The sequence below is a fragment of the Bradyrhizobium sp. IC3123 genome (assembly GCF_020193625.1).
In the GTDB taxonomy this organism is placed as follows: Bacteria; Pseudomonadota; Alphaproteobacteria; order Rhizobiales; family Xanthobacteraceae; genus Bradyrhizobium; species Bradyrhizobium yuanmingense.
This window is the reverse complement of sequence record NZ_JADYVF010000015.1, coordinates 38,099-57,706: the sequence shown is the minus strand read 5'-3', so window position 1 is coordinate 57,706 and position 19,608 is coordinate 38,099. Positions and strand designations below refer to the sequence as shown.

12 protein-coding genes are annotated in these 19,608 nt (G+C 58.5%); 7 read left to right on the top strand and 5 right to left on the bottom strand.

Features of this window, described 5'->3' with window-relative positions; translation table 11 throughout:
• The first annotated feature begins 282 nt into the window (after positions 1-282).
• A complete protein-coding gene (locus I6F20_RS32310) occupies positions 283-1,581 on the top strand; it encodes a glycoside hydrolase family 28 protein (protein WP_225129736.1) in 1,299 nt (432 codons plus the stop codon).
• 214 nt (positions 1,582-1,795) lie between these two features.
• On the top strand, positions 1,796-2,833 hold the full coding sequence (locus tag I6F20_RS32305) for a pectinesterase family protein (protein WP_225129734.1): 1,038 nt from the start codon (positions 1,796-1,798) through the stop codon (positions 2,831-2,833).
• Between the two features lie 672 nt (positions 2,834-3,505).
• On the opposite strand, the gene I6F20_RS32300 is transcribed toward I6F20_RS32305, so the two are convergent.
• The gene (locus I6F20_RS32300) at positions 3,506-5,332 is read right to left on the bottom strand and encodes an NEL-type E3 ubiquitin ligase domain-containing protein (RefSeq protein WP_225129732.1); all 1,827 of its coding nucleotides are present in this window, start codon (positions 5,330-5,332) and stop codon (positions 3,506-3,508) included.
• Positions 5,333-6,020: 688 nt separating this feature from the next.
• Between I6F20_RS32300 and nopM the strand changes: the two genes are divergently transcribed.
• The 4 genes from nopM (at position 6,021) to nolL (ending at position 13,019) form a co-directional block, all read left to right on the top strand.
• Positions 6,021-7,760: a T3SS effector NEL-type E3 ubiquitin ligase NopM gene (gene nopM / locus I6F20_RS32295; protein ID WP_225129730.1), complete on the top strand. Its 1,740-nt coding sequence runs from the start codon at positions 6,021-6,023 to the stop codon at positions 7,758-7,760.
• 728 nt (positions 7,761-8,488) lie between these two features.
• A complete protein-coding gene (locus tag I6F20_RS32290) occupies positions 8,489-8,626 on the top strand; it encodes a nucleotidyl transferase AbiEii/AbiGii toxin family protein (protein WP_225129825.1) in 138 nt (45 codons plus the stop codon).
• 466 nt (positions 8,627-9,092) lie between these two features.
• Complete coding sequence (locus I6F20_RS32285; RefSeq protein WP_225129727.1) at positions 9,093-11,225, top strand: hypothetical protein; 2,133 nt, start codon at positions 9,093-9,095, stop codon at positions 11,223-11,225.
• A 711-nt stretch (positions 11,226-11,936) separates the two neighbouring features.
• On the top strand, positions 11,937-13,019 hold the full coding sequence (gene nolL, locus I6F20_RS32280) for a nodulation factor fucose acetyltransferase NolL (protein ID WP_225129823.1): 1,083 nt from the start codon (positions 11,937-11,939) through the stop codon (positions 13,017-13,019).
• Between the two features lie 245 nt (positions 13,020-13,264).
• On the opposite strand, the gene I6F20_RS32275 is transcribed toward nolL, so the two are convergent.
• The 3 genes from I6F20_RS32275 to I6F20_RS32265 form a co-directional block, all read right to left on the bottom strand.
• Positions 13,265-14,554 (bottom strand): carbohydrate porin, encoded by a 1,290-nt coding sequence (locus I6F20_RS32275; RefSeq protein ID WP_225129821.1) that lies wholly within the window; start codon positions 14,552-14,554, stop codon positions 13,265-13,267.
• A gap of 750 nt (positions 14,555-15,304) precedes the next feature.
• Entirely contained in the window at positions 15,305-15,706 is a 402-nt protein-coding gene (locus tag I6F20_RS32270) for a hypothetical protein (protein ID WP_225129724.1), read from the bottom strand.
• Between the two features lie 300 nt (positions 15,707-16,006).
• Positions 16,007-16,165 (bottom strand): hypothetical protein, encoded by a 159-nt coding sequence (locus tag I6F20_RS32265; RefSeq protein ID WP_225129722.1) that lies wholly within the window; start codon positions 16,163-16,165, stop codon positions 16,007-16,009.
• A 168-nt stretch (positions 16,166-16,333) separates the two neighbouring features.
• Here I6F20_RS32265 and I6F20_RS32260 point away from each other — a divergent pair, with 168 nt between their 5' ends.
• Complete coding sequence (locus tag I6F20_RS32260) at positions 16,334-16,666, top strand: hypothetical protein (protein ID WP_225129721.1); 333 nt, start codon at positions 16,334-16,336, stop codon at positions 16,664-16,666.
• 414 nt (positions 16,667-17,080) lie between these two features.
• Here I6F20_RS32260 and hemN read toward each other — a convergent pair whose 3' ends face one another.
• Entirely contained in the window at positions 17,081-18,415 is a 1,335-nt protein-coding gene (hemN, locus tag I6F20_RS32255; RefSeq protein WP_225129718.1) for an oxygen-independent coproporphyrinogen III oxidase, read from the bottom strand.
• Positions 18,416-19,608 lie beyond the last annotated feature (1,193 nt).

Sequence of the window (19,608 nt, the reverse complement as noted above, 5' to 3'; positions counted from 1 at the left end):
TTCACGCGCAGTTGTTGATGCCGAAAATCGGGGCCGGTTGGGCACTCTCTCAGTGTGAGAACGCTGAGAAGCTGTTTGGATTTTGGACTAACGCACAACGCTTCGTCTTGTTCGCGCATAGGCAAGGTGCTGCTGCGCAATCGTAAGGTTCAGGCCTCTGCTGCGTCTTATAAATGTCATCTTGCGCGGGCCAGTGACGCGCGCGACGGCTCGATCGAGCCAGCGCTCAATACCAGAAAAGGCACGCGCCAAACGTGGGCGTGACAAAGCACGAGCAGGTCAATGACAAAGCGTTTTCGCAGCTGGGCCCTATTATCCATACTCGCCTCCATGGTTGTCTGCCCCGCCGCAAAAGCGCAAGACCGCCGGACTATCGCCGAACCTGTTGCACCTCAGACGGTCTGCGATCGCCCTGTGCCTTCCGGCAAGAACGATACAGTTAGCCTACAGGACGCCATTCAACATTGCCCCGATGGCGCTGCAGTTTATCTTGGGCGCGGCGAGTTTCACTCAGGTCCACTCGAGATGAAATCGGGCGTGACCTTATGGGTCGGACGCGGTGCGACACTGATCGCCATCCCCGAACCTGCTGCTTACGACAAGGGCCTCGGACAATGTGGTCGCATTGCAGAAAAGGGCGACGGTTGCCGGCCATTCATCAGCTTTTCTAAAACGCGCGGCGGCGGCATCTACGGAGAGGGCATCATCGATGGTCAGGGCGGCGCAATGATCGGCGGCGGCGCGGAAACCTGGTGGCAGCTAGCCCGCCGCGCCCAAGCCCAGGGCGGCAATCAGAACGCCCCACGCTTGATCCAGGTCGATCATGCGCTGGACATCACGTTCTCTGGTGTCACCTTGCGCAACGCTGCCAATTTTCATGTCGCGATGAACCGGGTTGAAGGTGCCACGTTTTGGGGCCTCACGATCGATTCGCCGGCGGATGCCCGCAACACCGATGGCATCGATCTTGGCGCCAGTCAGGATGTGACCATCACCCACAGCGTGATCCGTACCGGTGACGACAACGTCGCAATCAAGGCCGGCGACAATGGCTCAAGCAGCCATATCTCGATCATTGATAATTATTTCGGCTGGGGGCATGGCATGTCGATCGGCAGCGAGGTGAATTCCGGGGCCAGAGACATATTGGTGCGTAATCTGACGCTGGATGGTACGACGTCGGGCCTGCGCATCAAGAGCGATGTTAGTCGAGGCGGTCTGGTCGAGGGCGTGACTTATGAGTACGTGTGCCTGCGGGGCAACCGGTGGCCGCTGGCCTTCGATACAAAATATGATCCGCGCGCTCAAGGCACGAGGATTCCGGTCTATCGGCAAATCGTTCTCCGTCATGTGCATGGCGACACTGGTGTGCTGCTGATGCGCGGCGTAGACGAGCGGCATGCCCTGGACGTGACACTCGAAGATGTCCGATTCGCCAATTCCGCGACTTGGCAACTTGAACATGCGAAGGTCACCGCAAATCACTCTGACGTATGGCCCCCGCTGCCCGGACGAGCTACACAACCGCTGCTGCGCGGATCGGAGGTATGTTCCAGGGCATTCCGCGACGGCAATCAGTAAGCACTACACCCGGCACCGAACTCAGATGGTGAGTTCCGCATCTGGGGCCAAGATTACTGTACGCGGTCGGCCTCATGTCCCGAGTTGGTTGCAATTTGGCGAGGGTTTTGCAAGGCCGAAAATGCCAAGGTGACGAGCAGGTTCTGATTTGGCGTTGACAATCTCGTGTCGATGCGCGGCGACTATCCCGCTGAGAAACGAAGTGTGAGATCACATGCGAATTTTCATTTCCGCCGCTGCACTTCTGGCGGGATGTTTCTGCATCTCGGCAGCGTACGCTCAGGCACTATCGGTGTCGCATGCCGGAACTGCAGACTATCACTCCTTGCAGCAAGCCATCGACGCGTTGCCGGCGGAAGGCGGAAATATCCGGATCGCGCCGGGCGTCTATCGCGAGAAGGTCAAAATCTCCAAATCCGGTATTCATATCGAAGGGACTGGCAGGAAGCCGGAGGATACGGTCATTGTGTATGGCGACGGCGCGATCAATGTAGGAGGAACCGCCCGTTCGGCGACGCTGGATGCCGCCGGCGATGACTTCCGGCTCGAGAATCTGACCATCCAGAACGACTACGCCCTCGATCCGGCCAATCCACCCTCGCAGGCGGTAGCGCTGTCCGTTACCGGAGATAGGGACGTCATTACGCGCGTCCGTCTGCTCGGCGCCCAGGACACGCTGTTTGCGGGCAAGGGACCAAACGGCAGAATGTCACGACAATACTTCTCGAACTGCTACATCGAAGGGCATGTCGATTTCATATTTGGCAACGCCAAGGCCTGGTTCCGGCAATGTGAGTTGCACGGCATCGCCAATCAAGCGGTCATCTACACCGCTCAGAGCAAGGCAGTGCCGGATGAGGACAGTGGCTATGTGTTTGATCATTGCAGGCTGAGTGCCGACCCTGCTGCGCGCTCTATCGCACTTGGCCGCCCCTGGCGCCCCTACGCCACCGTGGTCTTCCTGTCGGCGAAGATAGATGCCCCCGTCACCGCGGAAGGGTGGCGCGAATGGACGCCCGGCAAGACGAATACGTTGAGGACAAGCTATTATGCTGAATACAGATCCTTCGGCGTCGGGGCTAACCCCTCAGGCCGCGAGCCTCATTCCCATCAGCTGACAGAGGGCGAAGCTGCGAGATGGTCGCTGAGCGTGTTCTTCGGGGGTGTCACAGATTGGCTGCCAACGACTCAGGATGAAACAAAGAGCAACGTTCACGGTGAAGGGGTTCGACGGCGATCCTCGGGTGAATGACGGGAGGAGAGCCTGATTGTGATGGAGAGTCTTGTACAGCAACCCAACTGCCGCCGGAGTCACACCGACAGAAGGGGCAGGCGCGACGATCTCATCGGTTCGCGGTCCGCCCACAGCGCCCGCTCCAGCTCGCAGATCATCTTGTCCGTTTTCGGCGGATCAGTGTCGGCAAGCTCTACGGACCGTCACGTCGGCACCGTCGTCATCGCTTGGGAACGGCTGATTTTCTTGCTCAGCGCCTGCGCAGATCTCTGGAGAACGAAGTGGCTGATGCTTCGGGGCTATCTTCGTTCGGCCAGTGATGGTCAGGCCCCTCGTAGCTCAGCCAGCAGCGGTCTCCTCGATCAGCCGACACGCGGTGCAAGTACGGTGGAATCCGGCGTTCTTCCATGCCGGCTCCGAAGCCGTACAAACGCGCGTATCGGCTCTCCGATTTCGACAATTTGCCCGTATCCATGCGGCCCTCGATAGCAGCCGACGATCATCCGCCTCATCGCGAGATCGGCCATCGTCGCTTTCGGGAAACACCCGCTGGAACGAGTCGAGCAGCGCCGGTTTCTAGATCGGCGCCGCTCCGCTTGCTGCGCATCACGTGAAGGCTCTCGGGCACAAACCGGCGCACCAGAGGGAAACTGTAGCAGGAATTAACAGCTTCCTGCAGCAAAGCTGGCTTCACAGGGTGAGGCCGAGATCATTGAGCACCTTGTCTCTTAGAGCGCCCTTGATCTCACGGGCGATCTCTTTGCGAACTGCGGCACCCAACACTCGCTTGGCATCTTCGACGAGGCCAGCTTCAGCCCCGGTCAGGCCTTGATCGGCGAGCTGTTGCTCCATTCGGCTGTCGAACTCCTTTCCCATTGCACCAATGAGCTGGTCCTGCGTCTTGGCATGCTCTTCAGGTGCGATGCGGCGAATCACATCGTCCCAAGGCTGCCAATCCATTGCCAAATAGTCGGCAAATTCCGCCGCCTCCCTGTTCCGCACGGATGTCTCTGCGCTGTCAACGTCAGAGTCGGTAACGCCGGAAACTTCAAAGAAGCGCATGTCCGGCGCGACGTGTTGTAGTCCCAGCCGCTCGCGCAGTTTGTTCTGATAGGCAAGAAAGACTTCAACGGCGTCGATGTCTTCTACGTTGTCGACCGAGGCGAGCGAGTGAGCCTTATCGCGCGCGATCGCCTCGAGCGCGTCCATGCGGAACATGACGCGCCCCAATTCGACGAGATCGGCAAGCCGTGCCTTGTTGTCATAGAGGCCGTTCTCGACTTCCGCGATGAGGCGCGCGGTCTGCATTCCGTTCCAGGTTAATGTTCTGCGGTCCTCGCAGCTCTGGTTGGCATCCCATGCCAGTTGAAAGTACTGGGCACGCAATTGCGGGTTTTTTGCCGCCTGACGCAGATCATTGGCCACCGATTGCCGGAACCCTTCATTGCCAGAGCTGACGGACTCGAACAGCTTGGCGAGGAAAAGCCCGTATTCCCGAGCGCCCGGCTCTTCTGCAAAGTTCTGCCAAGCGGCAAGCACCTCCCGATCGACCTCCTGTGGATTGCCCTTCAGCCATTCTGCAACTGTTTCAGCGAGAGCGTCCGCCTGCTCATCGTCTGTCCCGGACGATTCACTTTCGTCGTCGTGCGAAAGGTGGACAGTCGGGCCGACATAATCCTCCGCGCTTAGGATTGTACTCAGGTTCGCCAGGACCTGCTCAGACAGCGGATTTTCAGTCAGAACTAGGGTGCCATCATCGCCCAAGGCCGTCAGCAGGTCCTCGGGCAGACTCGTCAAACGGTTTTGGCTTACGTCGAGAAACCGGAGCGAAGCTGGGAGAGCCGGCGGCAGATCCGTCAGTTGATTTTGGCTTACGTCGAGATATTCGAGCATAGCAGGGAGCGGCGCCGGTAGACTCGTCAGCTGATTGTGGCTGATGTGGAGAAATTGGAGCGAAGCAGGGAAGGCGTCAGGTAGGTTCAGCAGCCGATTGTGGTTGGCGCAAAGAAATTGGAGCCCGGCAGGCAGGACGGCAGGTAGGCTCTCCAGCCGGTTCGAGTTCACGTCGAGGCCTCTGAGCCCGCCCGGAAGCGGGGGCAGGCTGCTCAGCTGATTGCCACTGACATCAAGACGCTGGAGCGAAGCGGGGAGTTCGTCAGGCAGATTGGTAAGCCGGTTGAAGGGCACATCGAGCACGACAATTTCGCTTGGAAGTCTGGGCAGACTGGTAAGGGACAGCGACTGGAGATCCAGCATGGCGTCTTCACCCAGAGCATTGACCCGCCTTGCCGCTTCGTCCCGGTCCTCGAGAGGACCCACGTGCGGTTCAGCAGCCCAATTCTCGAGCGCCTCGTCTTGTTCGGCCGCCGCATGGGTTGAATGCCCGGAGTTTGCTGCGAAGCCCGTCACGAAAGCATCCCATTGTGCCGCCCCCCGGCCTTCCGCCCCATCTTGTTGGGAAGATGCAGAAGGAGTGCCTCCGCCACGCCGAATCTGTCCTGCCTCAAAAGGATCCATTCCACTCCCCTTACGACACTGAGCCAACCCAGCCCATGACAACACGCTCTAGGACCTAGGACACTTATCTTTCGACAAGCTGACAGCCCTATCGCCGTAAGGGCAACGATGGCACCAAAGCCGGCAGAAGTCGGTAAAACGATTTGGAGCAAGAAATTGATCGCGGTCGCGGGTAGTTATCTCCCGTGCGCAGCAGCACTTAAACGCCGCGCCCAGCGCGCCGATGGTGGGATATCTCAATGGCAGGCAAATGAAGCCTTTTCGGCCGAGTGCGTGAAAGACGAAGAGCGGCAGTCGCTCGAACGCTCAACTCCGCGGGGTCCTTTCACCTGCCAACCCAATCGGTGCCACGCTGGTCTTTGCCACTGGTGATAAACCAAGCGACTTGGATGTTCTGCAGCGAGGCTCGTCAGCTAATCGACAGGTGACCGTGCTAGGGGCAGAACGCTTTCGCGTTGGCGGTCCTCCGGATCTGTCCGCCCAACGAAATGGCAGCAAACGTTGCAGCAGCATTGATCCATTCGCCGCCTCCAACTCGTGTGAAGCTGTACCGCTTCGACCAGGAGGGGGGCGCCCCGACCCACGTGCGCTCGCTCGAATGATTATTGTGGCAGCGGGCAACCTCCTGCTTCGTAGCCTTGCGCAGCGGCAGGCGTATTCTTCAAGTTTCTGGCGAGGGAGAAAGTTGATGGACATAGGACAGGCACAGCGGAGCGCAGGTTCCGCCCCGGATACTTTTGAAGAAGGGGAGCGGGAAAGCTACCTCGGCGGCTTCAATCGTGCCGTGGCGAATTTGGTCGAAACCTTGACAGGGTATCGGACCCCAGCCTCCGCGCGCGCGCAGATCCTGGACAATTGGGTTGCCGAAGAGGGGCAGGGCGAAGCCGAGAATAGGCGACAGGGGCGCAGACGAATCAGGAATTCGGATAACACAGGTTCGCACTCGCTCGATTTGTCCTCCCTCTCGCTGACCGCTCTGCCCGCCGCACTGCCGTCAAGGTTGCTGGAACTGCGCGCCAGGCACAACGAGCTAAGCAGCCTGCCCGCTATATTCCCACCCGGTCTCCAGCATCTTCTCCTTAGCCATAATCGCTTGACCAGTTTGCCGGACGATCTTCCGGCAACCCTCTCTGAGCTGGAGGTCGCTGATAACAGGTTGACCAGTCTGCCGGCAAACCTTCCGGCCGGACTGCAGATCCTGAACGCAAACGACAACCGGCTAACCAGCTTACCGGACGCTCTCCCGAGCGGGCTCACCGCGCTTGCGGTCAGTGGCAATCAGCTGACCGACATCCCCGAGTCCCTCCCCTCGTGGCTCATTGAACTCAATGTCAGCGGCAATCAATTGACCAACCTCCCCGACCCTCTTCCGAGCACGCTCCAATCACTCAATGTCAGCGGTAACCGGCTGACCAACCTGCCTGAAGGTGTTCTAGAAGCTCGTGTACCGCATAATAGCCTCTACTACCCGCATCTGGAGAGCCTCGACTTCTGGGATAACCCGCTGCCGGACGATGTTCTCGCTCTGGCGGCTGAAGCGCCACCGCAGCTTGCGCAGCAATCCCTGCATGAGGCTGCCGCACACTGGCTCGCAGACGACCCGGCCGCGCTGGGCGAATGGCAGCACTTTGCGGATGAGCCCGGCGCCCAAGACTACGCACAGTTCCTGGAGAGGCTGCGAGCCACTGTGAACTACGGCAATGACGGGTTTCGGCAGGCAGTGGCTGATGATCTGCGGCAGGCGGCCGCCAATCCGACATTGCGCGAGCAGTGCTTTGCGCAGGCTTCCGAGGCCAACGCGAGCTGCGAGGATCGTGTCACCTTGCACTGGAATGGTATGCAGACCGCGCGCCTCAACGCTGACGTCGAGGACGGGGTATATGACGATCGGCTTGGCGATCTGATCCAGCGCGGCCGTGTCGCCTTCCGCTTGGAGGCGTTGGACGAGATCGCGCGCGACAGGGTCAACTCGCTCGCCAACGGCAACCCGAACGTAGACGACATCGAAGTCTACCTGGCCTATCAACATCGGCTGCGCGAGCCACTGGAGCTCAGTCATGTCGCCCCTGACATGCGCTTCCTGGCGGTCTCTCACGTAAGCGAGGATGATGCGACGGAGGCGCTCAACCTGGTCCGGGGGCGGGAAGCAAGCCAGTTCACCGACTACATGGCAAGCCGCTGGCAACCCTGGGAGACGGTGCTGAGGCGCATCGCTCCGGGCGAATATGAAGCGATGCGAGACCGGCTCGTCGAAGCCATGGGCGAGGAGTTTCAAACCCGCTTGGATCAGCGACTGGCCGAGCGTGGTCTTCTAGGCGATCCGGATGCCGAGCGGTTTCTCGGCGCCCAAGTCCGAAAGGAGATCGCTGGCGAGATCAAAGGCGAGGTCATGCACCGTGTGCTCGCAGAGCGCGGCCTGAAACTATGAGGCTCCCAAACCGCCGCAGAGATATTTATCATTGCTCTGCGGGCGATACGTAAAGATCGATCGTGAAGCCTCACCCATCGCTGCCAAGGTGCTTTTGCACCTTGGCAAGTGCGCTGCCGTCGATCAGGGCCTTTCGGTCTTGCCGAGCGACGAAAGTTCCCGCGCGCGAGGCGACGCGCATTTGCGTCGCGTCGAAAGCCGCTTCGGGACGAGAGCTCAGTCGGTCGAAAAGTTGTTCAGGAGACCAAGGCGCGCAGCGGTGAAATTATTGGTTGCGCAGGCGCTGGCTCAGCCAACCAACTCGGTTTGACGAGGTAGCTGACTGTTCGGCAGGTTTATTTGACTTCGGGGGCTTCCCGCGAGCTCCATCGTGGCAAGCAAGTTTTTCTAGTTCAAGCATGCACCGCGTTGGCAGCTTACGATGGCAAGCCGTCGTGCCGGTGAGGTCGTGCGCGCGCTCGAGCGCGGCGATCCCGAGACTGCACGAGAAACCTTTTGGTCCCTCAGTCAAAGACGAAGCCCGATTGAAGTGAGCGAATCCAAGTCTGCCGGATCTTCATTGCCAACTCGGCTTGCGAGGCCCGTAAGCAAGCTGCGTGCTGGATAAACTTTTAAACCTATCCGATCCCGAGAGGCGCTCACCGTTACTGCTGCGAACTCAGGACGGCCTGCACATCTTCCCGAAAAAGAATGTTTGGGTCGTTGACGCCTGAACGCGCTGGTGGCCACTGGGCGAGAATCTCGTCTTCAAGGGCGGAACGTCCCTTTCCAAGGCTTACGGCGCAGTTCGCCGGTTCCCGGACGACCTGGATCTCACATACGGCATTCGAGCAACAGCTCCGAACCTGGCGAAACACAATCGATGACAATTCGGTCCCTCAGAACTGCAGTGAACTCCAAGGCACGAGAACGCCTCCCGGTCTGCGTCGGGGAAAAGACGTTGTGCGTCATCAATGAACGCCTACAACAGGACAAGCTCACTATCAAAAATGATGCCAAGGACGACAAGATGCTCGTCACGTATGATCCATTGAGACTGGTAGCAGCTATGTGAGTCCCGCCGTGATGCTTGAATTCGGCGATCCACCGGCGACCAATTTCGTCGGCTCGAACACGAGACCGGCGAAGAGGTGCGGCAAAATTGGAACGACCCCGTCCGTCGTCAGGCGGGCGCCGATGCGACGCCGGTCTCGCGCGCAGCAATATCCTGATCTCGTCAGCTTTTTGAAAGGTTGCGGCTACAACAATCGAGAATCTGAACGAGCTGCTATCTCGCCGTAATCCAGGTCGTATGGATTGCTGCAGAGTCGATACAAACATGAGGAGAGCAGGATGGATCCGGTTGACCCATTCTTCGATTCAGGAGCCTGGATGCGGGAGTACGCCGCGCTGCAGGGGCGGGCGGGGCAGCGATCGGGCGAGTCAAGCGAGCAAGGCGACTTTGAGCAGCGGATGGAGGATTTGCATCTCGGTCCGTCTGATCAAAGCAAGTCACCTTCGCCTGATCGGCCTCCCGCAGGAGGTGGTCGAGCAGTCCGGCGGGACGATTTCGGCGGTTCGATGCGGGCGCCGCCGCACTCCGCTTTTAGGAAGGGTGCGCTCGGCGACACGCGCCGGAGCGTAGACATTCTCAGCTTTCAGCTTCCCGCTTCGACGCAAGTGCCGCAGTCTGGTTTGCGAGATGATCTGTTCAGCAGCGCACGCTACAGCTTTCCGGACCCAGAGTCTGCCGCGTCGGCCAAGAGCGGAAAAAGCCTCGGATTATGGTCACGCTTCAAGTCGGGAATCGGCAAGGCGCTTGGCCGGAGTGGCAGCGAAAAGTCGTCGCGCGAGGCGGGGCAATCTGACCTCTTTTCGACGAATTTACGAATTGATTATGCGAGGCAGCCGGGCCGGACGCGCGGGGTCTCTGCGGCCGATGAGGAGCTCATTAAAGATTTCCGAAACAAGGCGGCGGGTAAACTCACCGACGGCACGATCAAGAATGCAGCAACCGATTTGCGCCATTTGAGCGCGCGCTTGAGCACGGCCGGCAGGCCCTCAATTGCGGATCGAATTAGCCGCGAATTGGATAACGCGCAGCAGGACAATCCCGAGGTGGAAAACCACCAGCTGGAAGCTGAGCTCGATGAGGACGTCGACACCTATGCAAAGGACCGCGTCACGCGCATCAAGGCGGCCTTGAAGAAGCTCCGTGAGGTCGGTGCCGGAAACGCCCTGGCGCCTGATCTCCGCCGACTGGCTCCTCACGGAGCGGACGCAACCCTCATCGGCATGTGGGTGGCGGCGGAAAAGGCGACACACAGGATCGAGCCGGCGACAATCGACAGGCAAGCTCGCCGCATGTCTAAGCTGAGTGAGTGGCTGCAGACCCATGACAGGCCACCAATGGCCGGCCGACTTTCCGCCCCCGCGTTTGTCCGGGATCTCGAGGAGTACAGGCTCGAAACCAACGATAAGAAGATCAACGCTGATCTGGTCAAACTTGGCCGATACCAGCAGATCCTGGAGGCGAACAGGGCGCTTGGATTGAGGCCTCCTGAGGATCCGGGCCAGACTTCTCGGGAAGCTGCTCGACAGCCGCATGCAGTGCAGGATCCTCCCGCAACGCCAGGTAGCCCGAGCGCGGGAACCTGGGATTGGCGTCGCGAGCAGGTCCCCGGGCCCAACATATTGATGCCACCGCCGCCCAGCCATTGGCAGGCCGGTTCGTCGCAGCAGCTTCCCGCAACCCCGGCGACGCCGAGCGCCGGAGCCTGGGCCTGGCTTGGGCAACAGATGCAAGACCCCGCATCGCCGTCGTCCGTGAGGCCTCGATCGTCAAACATCTACGGCGGTCTGGACTCCTTCGTTGATCTGGATCCACCCACACCTCACAACTTGCGCGATGATGCGCGCTCTGCGCCAGCATCTGAATTTGCAGACGCCTCGTCGTTCGCGGGACCGCCGGGGGCGGCTCCGGAGGTGCGGGATATTGGCGCGATCGTTGGCACCGGCTGGCGCCACGGCTCCCAGACGGCTTCAGACGTGTTGATCGATGTATTGGGCAATATCCATCTGCTGCCAAACCAGTTCGGGCCAAGTCAGTTTGTGATCAATGGGGAGCGCTATTCGGCGACGCTTGGACCGGGAGGCCGCAGGGATGTTCGCCTGATCCATCATCCCCGCGTGAGCCAGCCGGATGAACCTGGCCCGTCTCAGTCGCTCCATCGTCCCCGGCCGATCGTGTCAGCCGCGCAATCCGGTGAGGGGCCTGTTGATCTTGGGTATCTGATCCGCGGGGGATGGGAGCACCGAGAGCGATTCCTGCCGGATTACCTTATCCGCGTCCTTGAAGGCCAGGGCATCATGCCCGAAGTTGGGCGCCCGACTTATTTCGAGATCCGCGGAGTGCCTTACAAGGGCGAATTGGTGGAAAGCGAAGGCGGCCGCCAGCGCGTACGCATTTATCCTGAACGTGGCTGAAGAGGCAGCAGGGCTGCAATCGGACTTTCGGCGGGGCAGCTCGCGTAAGGCGTTCTATGTTGGCGAGGCTATTGGCAGGCGATGGATCGGTTGCAGGGGCACCGCCTGAACCGTCCCGCCGTCCTGCCTTCTCTTTGCAGAATCTGCCAAGCTCAACGGATTCTACGAATTTGGTGCATGCCCGGACCTGCTTTCTGCATCCCTGATCCTTTCACATAGTCCGCCAATTCTTGTCTTGAAAACCGCAGCTACTACGGATTGAACGCATTCGTGATCGACGGAGCACCGCGCCGCGTGCTGGCGATGGACAAGTGCCCAAATTCCTCGGCGGGCGCGGTAGTTCGCAACCTGCATAGCTTAAGCCTTCATGCGCAGTTCAGTTATTGCGCCGCTATGCAAAGTCTCCTCGCGCCGCAAACACCGGGTCCGCTCGGGAGCAGAGTGCAAGTGCCCGCTGGACCCGGGAAGCCGATGAAAGTGAGCTTGGTGCGACAAAAATCGATAAACCATCGTATAGCTCGTTTCCCCCTTCCTTTCGGTCTTTATCGCACAGTCAGCTATTGGAGCGTAGACCCTCGGTGACAATTGTCTCCGCTGTCATCGGATATCTCGATTTCCATGCAAAGAGACTACGCAACAGCGACGTGCCATTAACAATAGGTGCTGGCCAACCCCAGCATGTATTCGGCTGGTTGGATAAAGTGTGCCGAGATGTTGATAGATCATGTAACAGGAAAGATTGTGCCTGAGATAGCGCACGATCGCGATCTCGCTTTGGACTTCACCAAAGGAGTGCTCATCATTTTAGTGATCACCGGTCACCTGATCCAATATATCCTCTACCAAAATGAAGGATTTTGGGATTCGGCATGCTTCAAATGGATCTACATGTTCCACATGCCCCTCTTTATGGCGATAAGCGGTTATCTTTCTTGCCGAGCGCTACTGGCAAAGTCGTTCACGCAAGCTATCGGCAGTCGTGCGACGCAGCTCCTGGTGCCGATGCTGTTTTGGTGCTCTCTTCTGGAGTCATTAAAGTTTGCCGTGTTTCCCCGATCGGCGGGCGCACCAGACACCGTTTTGCAGTTCCTGAATGAGTTCGTCGGCACATACTGGTTCGTATGGGCCGCGTTCATTTGTTTCATCCTCACTAAAACTATTTCGATCTTCAATCGTTGGTTGCCCTGGGCCTTGTTCGTATCCGTCATTCTGGTCGTGCTTGCGCCTCTGACTTTTTCCATATTCCCTCTTATAAAGTATATGTACCCGTTTTTTTGCCTGGGATTCTTATTTGCGCAGTCGAGAGAACGGTGGACGAGCATAATGCGCTCTCACAGGGTGTTCTTGATTATGTCTGCCTCAATAGCGGCTATGATGTGCTTTCTGGCCTGGCGCACCGACACTTATGTCTACAACAATCTCGCTGTGGTCCAGGATTTGCAGTCGGCAAAAAATGTGCTTCTGATGTTTCTCGGCTCCGCAGCTGCCTCAGTGGTAATGATTGAGGTCCTGCTTCGATGCTGGAATATTGGTCGCTCAAATCGGGTGGTCCGCTTTATCGCCGAAAAACTGGGACCGAGCACGCTCGTGCTGTACTTGATTCAGGGTACCGTATTCCGTCTCATGGATTCCATACAGTATGGAGAACTTTGGGACCCCACAATGAGGTCTGCCGCGGCTGCATTTCTGGGGACAACGATTGTTGCCGTCGCGCTAGCGGTTCGCTGGACCGTGCGCGACATTCCTTATCTGTCCCAGCTCATGCTCGGAGTGCCACCCCGCTCAATTCGATAAGTAGCTGTAACCGAGATCTGATCAGGAGGCTCTCGCAAATCATCGTAGGTTGCGTGCCTTGCGAACCTGCTGTCTATGCAAGGCGAGACAATCTGGAAAATGTCCTCGAAAATTGGGTCGTTGCTCCACGTAGTTTGCTTCCCTCGAACGGTCTAGCGCAGATGCGGCCGGTCCCTTCAAGGGGATCGCGAAGGTCCGGTCCCATGCGTCACGATAACGTCGGAGCAGAACGGCGCTTGCGATGATCAGAAGAATATCAACGTAGATACCAACAGATTGAGCGCGTGTTCCGTTTGGGGCGTGTGTGTGATGCTTGTCGGGTAATGAATGTATGACAGTCCGACGCTTGCATATATCCCCGGAGCGAGATGCGCGATGTATGTTCCCGTGACTGCTGTGCTATCGCGGTGCGCAAGCTGGCCTTTAGCCAGAGCAGCATCCACTGCAAGCGTACTCCAGGCCGTGTTGGTCGCAACGAGGGCAATCAGATCACTGGGCCGGTTATCAAAAGGTCCCTTCGCATAAAGACGAAGCTCGTAATACCGGCTTATCCTGTTGCGCTCAGGTGGAGCTCCCATGATGGAAAAGCCGCCGTAGATGCCGCGAGACGGCGACCCAAGGGCGTCACTCTGCCAGAGCTGCCTGTCCGCAGCGATGTAGTGAAAATTATTTCCGCTCTTCCTTTGTTGCTTGGGATCCGCCAAATCCGTGTAGCGGCTAGTGTTGAAGCCAATGCCCGCCCGCAGCCACGTGTCGGGTAAGCCGGGAGCAGCCTTGCTCTTGTAGCCGGCTTCTTCGACGAAAAGGATGCCTGCATTGGCCGTGCTCCAGTTCAAGCCAGTGGGATTCTCCGTTATGTGGGCATAGGGACCATCGGGACTGATTGAGCGCTGGACGGAGACCTTGTTATACAAGCGATCGTCGACATTGCACTTCAAGTTGACCGCCGGCGTGGGCGCGGCATTGGTGCTCATCCCTGCCTGGAACAAGGCAGACATGTTCGATCCTGTAATCCCTCCGAACAATGTACCGGTGAATTCATTCTGGTTTCTGAGGTAGCCAATTTTGAGCTCTAGTGTCCTGTCGAAGAAAGTCTGGTAGTAGGCGAGCGTATTGAGTCCCACTCGATCTGGCCCTGGGCGATCCCACGTCCAGTATTGCTGCTCGGCTCCTACGACAATCTGTCCGTCGGCAATGCCGAACCGGCTCAGATCGTAGGTGACGATCATGAGGTTCGCCGACGCGAAAGTCGGATTCTGGCCCATATAGAGCTGGTTTGCGATAGTGCTTCTGGCTGCATGCGGTAGCTGGTTGCTTGCAAAGGAGTTATGTGTCCACCCGATATAGCCGATGCCGACGTCCGCCAGCGCAGATCTAACGCCCCCCTTGTCCTGATCAATCGTATCTGCAGGACCAGGGATGGGGAACCACAACCCTTTTTCACGCAGATTGTCGTACCTTTGGAAGGGATCGATCGTTTTTTGCGGTCTCGTCTGAGCAGCCCTGTCCGCATTGCCGCGCTTCTCCAAAGGCACTCCGGGACCTGCTGCTAGCGCCGGGGCAGGAGGGCGGATTGCCTGACGGACCAGGTCGATCGGGAGCTTTGCGGCCCGGTCGGAAGTCTTTCCTCTTTTGCGGGTCTCATCCACAGGGTGGTTACTAGGATCAAGTCCGCTGGCGGTTTGTGCCCGAACGGAATTGCCGACCAGACAAGCCGCTAGCGAAAGTGCGATAGCAAGCCCAGATTGCTTTCGCCTTGGTCTGAAATTGAAAGAAAGTGCTGACCTAGCCGAGTATGTTCGAGGCGAGGTCGTCGCAAGAAGGCAATCACGCATGGCGTAGTTCGGGTCCATGTCTGCCGGACATGAATAGATTGAACTGCGGCCTGATTGGCCCAGAGTGAGCTCCCGGCGGAGTGTGCCACGCGCCTGCTTCCACATCGTCATTGCGAGCGCAGCGAAGCAATCCAGAATCCCTCCGCGGCGGCAGTCTGGATCGCTTCGTCGCCAGCGCTCCTCAGCAAGCGGCATCGCCGGCGTCCTTTCGCGTCCGAGGGCGAGGGGGACGAGCCAGAACGCGATCTATCCGAACAGAGCCACTCAGGCTTCCTGAACCTCTCAGCTCGCGGCGCGATGATGATCTGGTCCGAAACTTTGCTTGTGCATGACGTCGGTGCGCCGAGAGCCAGCGGAGAGCGCTGGCTCGGCATATGCTGACGACGAGCGCGCGGGGCTTGCTGTCCTGGCCACCAGAATATTGCGAACGTCCACCTTGCTCACTGTGAGTCAGGCGGTGGCGCGCATCTGCATCGAAGGCGGCTTTCTGAGCCAAACGGCAGCTACCCGAAAGCAAGGCTCGCCGTGCAAGAGGCGTGGCTTCACGAAGCGCTTCATTGGTATCGTTGTCAGCGAAACACGAGACAATCGGCGGGCTTGAAGGCCGAAGAGCCTTTGAATTTGCGCGCGCGGCAACCACACCACAACATCCAACGTGATGGCCCAGGAGACCGGACGAATCAGCCATCGAGCAGCTCTGGCGGATATCGGCGAGCAGTTGCTGGTTGCCGTCAGCGCGGCAAAACTTATCTTGCATCCGAATCCTTGATGTGCGCGGCGTTCGTTGGTCACGCTTGGCACGTGCCCGTCATCTCGAACAACCTGCCGGAACTGGTAGTTGATCAGGTGCAATGGTTGCCAGTCCAATCGGCCATTGCGGCTCGGCCGATCAGCCGTTGCGCTTACGTGGCCCGTCCCAGATGAAGTTGCTGGTCAGGCAAGGCGTGAGGCGGGAGTCCATCGAACACACTGCCGGATCAGTGGACGGTTTGCATTCGTGCCGGGGCAAGAAAAGACGATCTGCAAGGTTCTTCTGAATGATGAGAAAATGCTGCGCCATCGCCGACGAAGACGAGAACCATTGCTCGCTGGTGGCGCTATCATGGAGAACGCGCGCAAATTGTCGCCTTGCGTTGCTCAAGAAGGAGCGTTTCATAGGAGCAGGCGCAGCCGATCGGGAAGCTCGCCAAGATTGATTATTGTCGACGCTGGCAGCTCCTGGAGCGCGGGAGCATCGCGGGCGATCGCGTCGACAAAATAAGCCTGCTGGAATGGGATCTTGAGCGAGAAACAATGGACTTGATTGAACATGCGGCCGCTTCAGACTTGCGCCCGCTCTTGCACGGGCCGTCAAGACGGATTCTCCCGGTCTTGGTGCTCCCGCTTGTCCTCGTCGGCTCGTGTGCTGCTGGCGCCTGGCTTTGGGCTAACCTTGAAGAGCCTGTCGAGACGCCGGAAAGCAGGGATGTCGCTTCAACAATGAGCCTGTCACTGGAGGACAGGGCATCCCTATTCGAGATAAATTGGGCACAGCAGAAAGCTGGCGATGAGATCGCAGAACTCAACCGCCAGATCGATGCCCAGCGGGATGTCCTCAAAGGGATCCTGGATCAGATCACCATGCTGACTTCGCGGATCGATGCGCTGCAGAGTTCAACACCTGTCCCTTCTGCTGCTTCCGAGCCTCCTTTGTCGCCACCCCGGGCTGTTTCGAGCGTCGCCAGGAAACGCTTCGGGCGGTCCAAACCACATGGACCTGTTTCCGTCGGAGGCGCGCCAGTGATTGCCGGACCGAAGACAGCCGAGCCTTGAGTCTGAGACGCTGCGGGCGTGGTCGAGTGTCCAACTGTGCTCGAGGAGGTGGACCATAGCTTCGCAAAGCTGCCTCCAGCCGTAAAATTCCCGAAGCCGGTGCGGACGCCGGCGTCTCCAACGGCACGTCGCGCTGAGGCAGTCACCATTATCAAGAGCACTCAAGGAGAGGTGGGGCAGAGCCCTTTCGGCATGATCGAGCCGTGGCCCTGAACGGCGGAATCCGCTGCGCTTCTCCTTCAAATCAGCTTCCTTTTAGTCAGCCCTCCCGGTTTGAGGCCATATCTGAAAGATTGTTGTCATGACACCGCCGCTGCATCCTCGAAATCTGGCCTGTCTGCCGGAGGTGCCTCTTCAGATCATTACGTCGAGAAAAGCTTAGATCTTTGGGATCTGCTCACATGCGCGGCTTAGTTAATAGGGGGTACGGTCGAGATAAGTGTCGAATGCGGCAGCAACAGCACGAATGACAAACCGGTGTTCCTGCTTGACCCGAATGAATCCCTCTTCAATGTCCACTATCCCGTCTTCGGCAAGCATTCCCAGCCGGTCGGCCGAATTGAGAAGAGGAATCGGATCAAATCCGTGAGCAGCACAGATCGCTGGTACGTCGGCCTGCAAATCGCACATCAGACGCTCGATAATTGCGGCGCGGAGCCGATCTTCGGGGGAGAGACAGTAGCCTTTTGAGGTTGCCAGACGACCAGCCTGAATGTGTTGGCCATAGGAAGCGGTTGCGCTCTCGTTCTGGACGTAACCGTCACGCAGACGGCCGATGGCTGACGGACCTAAGCCGATTACGGTTTTGCAGGTATCAGCTGAATAACCCAGGGAGTTGCGGCGCAGCTGACCGGCTTTCTGCGCCAGCGCCAGCTCGTCGTTGGGCAGGGCGAAATGGTCGAGCCCGATCAGGCGGTAGCCGGCCGAGACCAGCGTATCTGCAATAGCCGCGGCTTGCTCGGCGCGGGCGACATTATCCGGCAGCGCCGTCTCATCGATCTGGCGCTGACGTTTCATATAGGAGGGGACGTGAGCATAGCCGAAAACCGCAAGCCGGTCTGGCCGCATGGCCAGGGCCGTCCGCGCGGAGTCCACGCAGGACCGCACCGTCTGATGTGGCAGTCCGAAGAGAAGGTCGAAATTGATGCGCCTTATCCCATGCTGGCGAAGGCTTTCGACGACAGAAGCCGTCTGCACCTCACTCTGGACGCGGTTGACCGCCCTTTGAACCACGGGGTCGAAGCTTTGCACGCCTATGCTCGCGCGACTGATCCCCGCCGCTTCTAACGTTTCGGCCATCTCGGCCGTGAACGCACGCGGGTCGATTTCTATGGCGATGGTAGCTGATTTGCTGAACGCGAAGCAGCGACGCAGGAGTTCCATCAAGCCCAGGAGATCAGTCGGCGCAATGGTGGTCGGCGTCCCGCCGCCGAAATGCACGTCGCTCACCGGCAGAGCGGGCGGCGCTTGCTCTGCGACCAAGCGTATTTCATCCCGCACCGCCGCCAAATAATTGCGGATCGGACGCTCGCTGCGAGTGAGGCCTGTAGGGAAGCCGCAATACCAGCAGATCGAGCGACAGAACGGAACGTGGAGGTAGAGCGATACGGGTTCGTTCGGCGGCAGCCGCCTCAACCATGTCTCACAAATCTTGGGACCGACCATCGCGGAGAAATCCGGTACGGTTGGGTAGATGGTGTACCAAGGCAGGCGAGCATCGCAATACTTGTTTATGAGGGAGGTCTGCAAGGCTTAACTTTCCCATGCGCAAACAGCGTGAAACTGACCGGTGCCCTCTCTTGTGTCTTTGCGTTATGTCAAACGCGCCTAACTGTTCTTGAGATTGATCCCGCTCTCGATGTCGCTGCCAACCCACCTTAGGGCCGGCAGTGGGAGTGAGCGTCGCTCCTTGGCGATTATCTGGAGTCTTGTGGGTAGAATGAACGTGTCTTACGAGTACGGCCCAAGCGGCTAGACGTCCTCCGACTAGGCTGTGTGCAGTGTCAATCATTCATCCGAGGGCGCGTCGCTTCTGTACTCCCTGACATGCAGCCGTTTTGTGACGAAGACAGGGATCTAAAGGCATCATCAAGAGCGGGCAGGCTGTCCCGAGACGTTCAAACTGGCTTTTCGTGGAAAAATCGATGTGCATGCTCGCAGCATTCGACCGGTGCCTCCCGTCCAAGGCCGGCGTGTCACGGAAAATACGTTGCTTGCTGGATGAAGAGCGCCAAGTTCGCGATCGTACAATGTGACGCTGCGTGCGATTCAAGTCCTTTGGATCAGCTCACGAAAAACATTGTCGAAGTTCAAGTACAAAACGCAATGAGCCTCAATTCCGCCACGCTACTTGTCTCATTGCCGCGAGCATCATCACGGATGTACTGATGATGTTGGGGCGAGCCCGGCGCACTTTCACACCCGGCAAAGTGCGTCGGGTGCGCCTTGGTTCGGCGGCGTCTCGTTCCGGCTCCAATGCAGCTCGCCAACTCACAACAACTTGCAGGTCCTGCTTATAGCGAACGCGAGCCCGGCCAGAAACCTCACACGTGACACTATCTGCAATATTACTTCAGCGCTTGATGTCTTTTGTTTTTTGATATCGCCTTTGCGGCTAGCGGAACCGGCAGAGCGCGCACAATTGCAGTTGCCCCTCATTGGCCTCGCGATCAATCCGGTGCACCAGCAGCAGCTCTCACTGTTTCACATAGCCCGCCTGGTGAAGCGTCGATTATCCCGTCACAAGGAATCGTTCTCGCGCGGCGGCCTGGAGGCCATCTAGGCAGAAGCCAGCTCGGAGATCTTGCACGGGATCATTAGACGGCGGGATCGCACCCTGGCATTCCAGCCCATTCACACTGGATCGAGAAAGTTTGTGCTTCATAAGCCGATCGGGTCTGAAGCTCATCTTCCGCGAATGAGAGCTGATGACGACTCCCCGC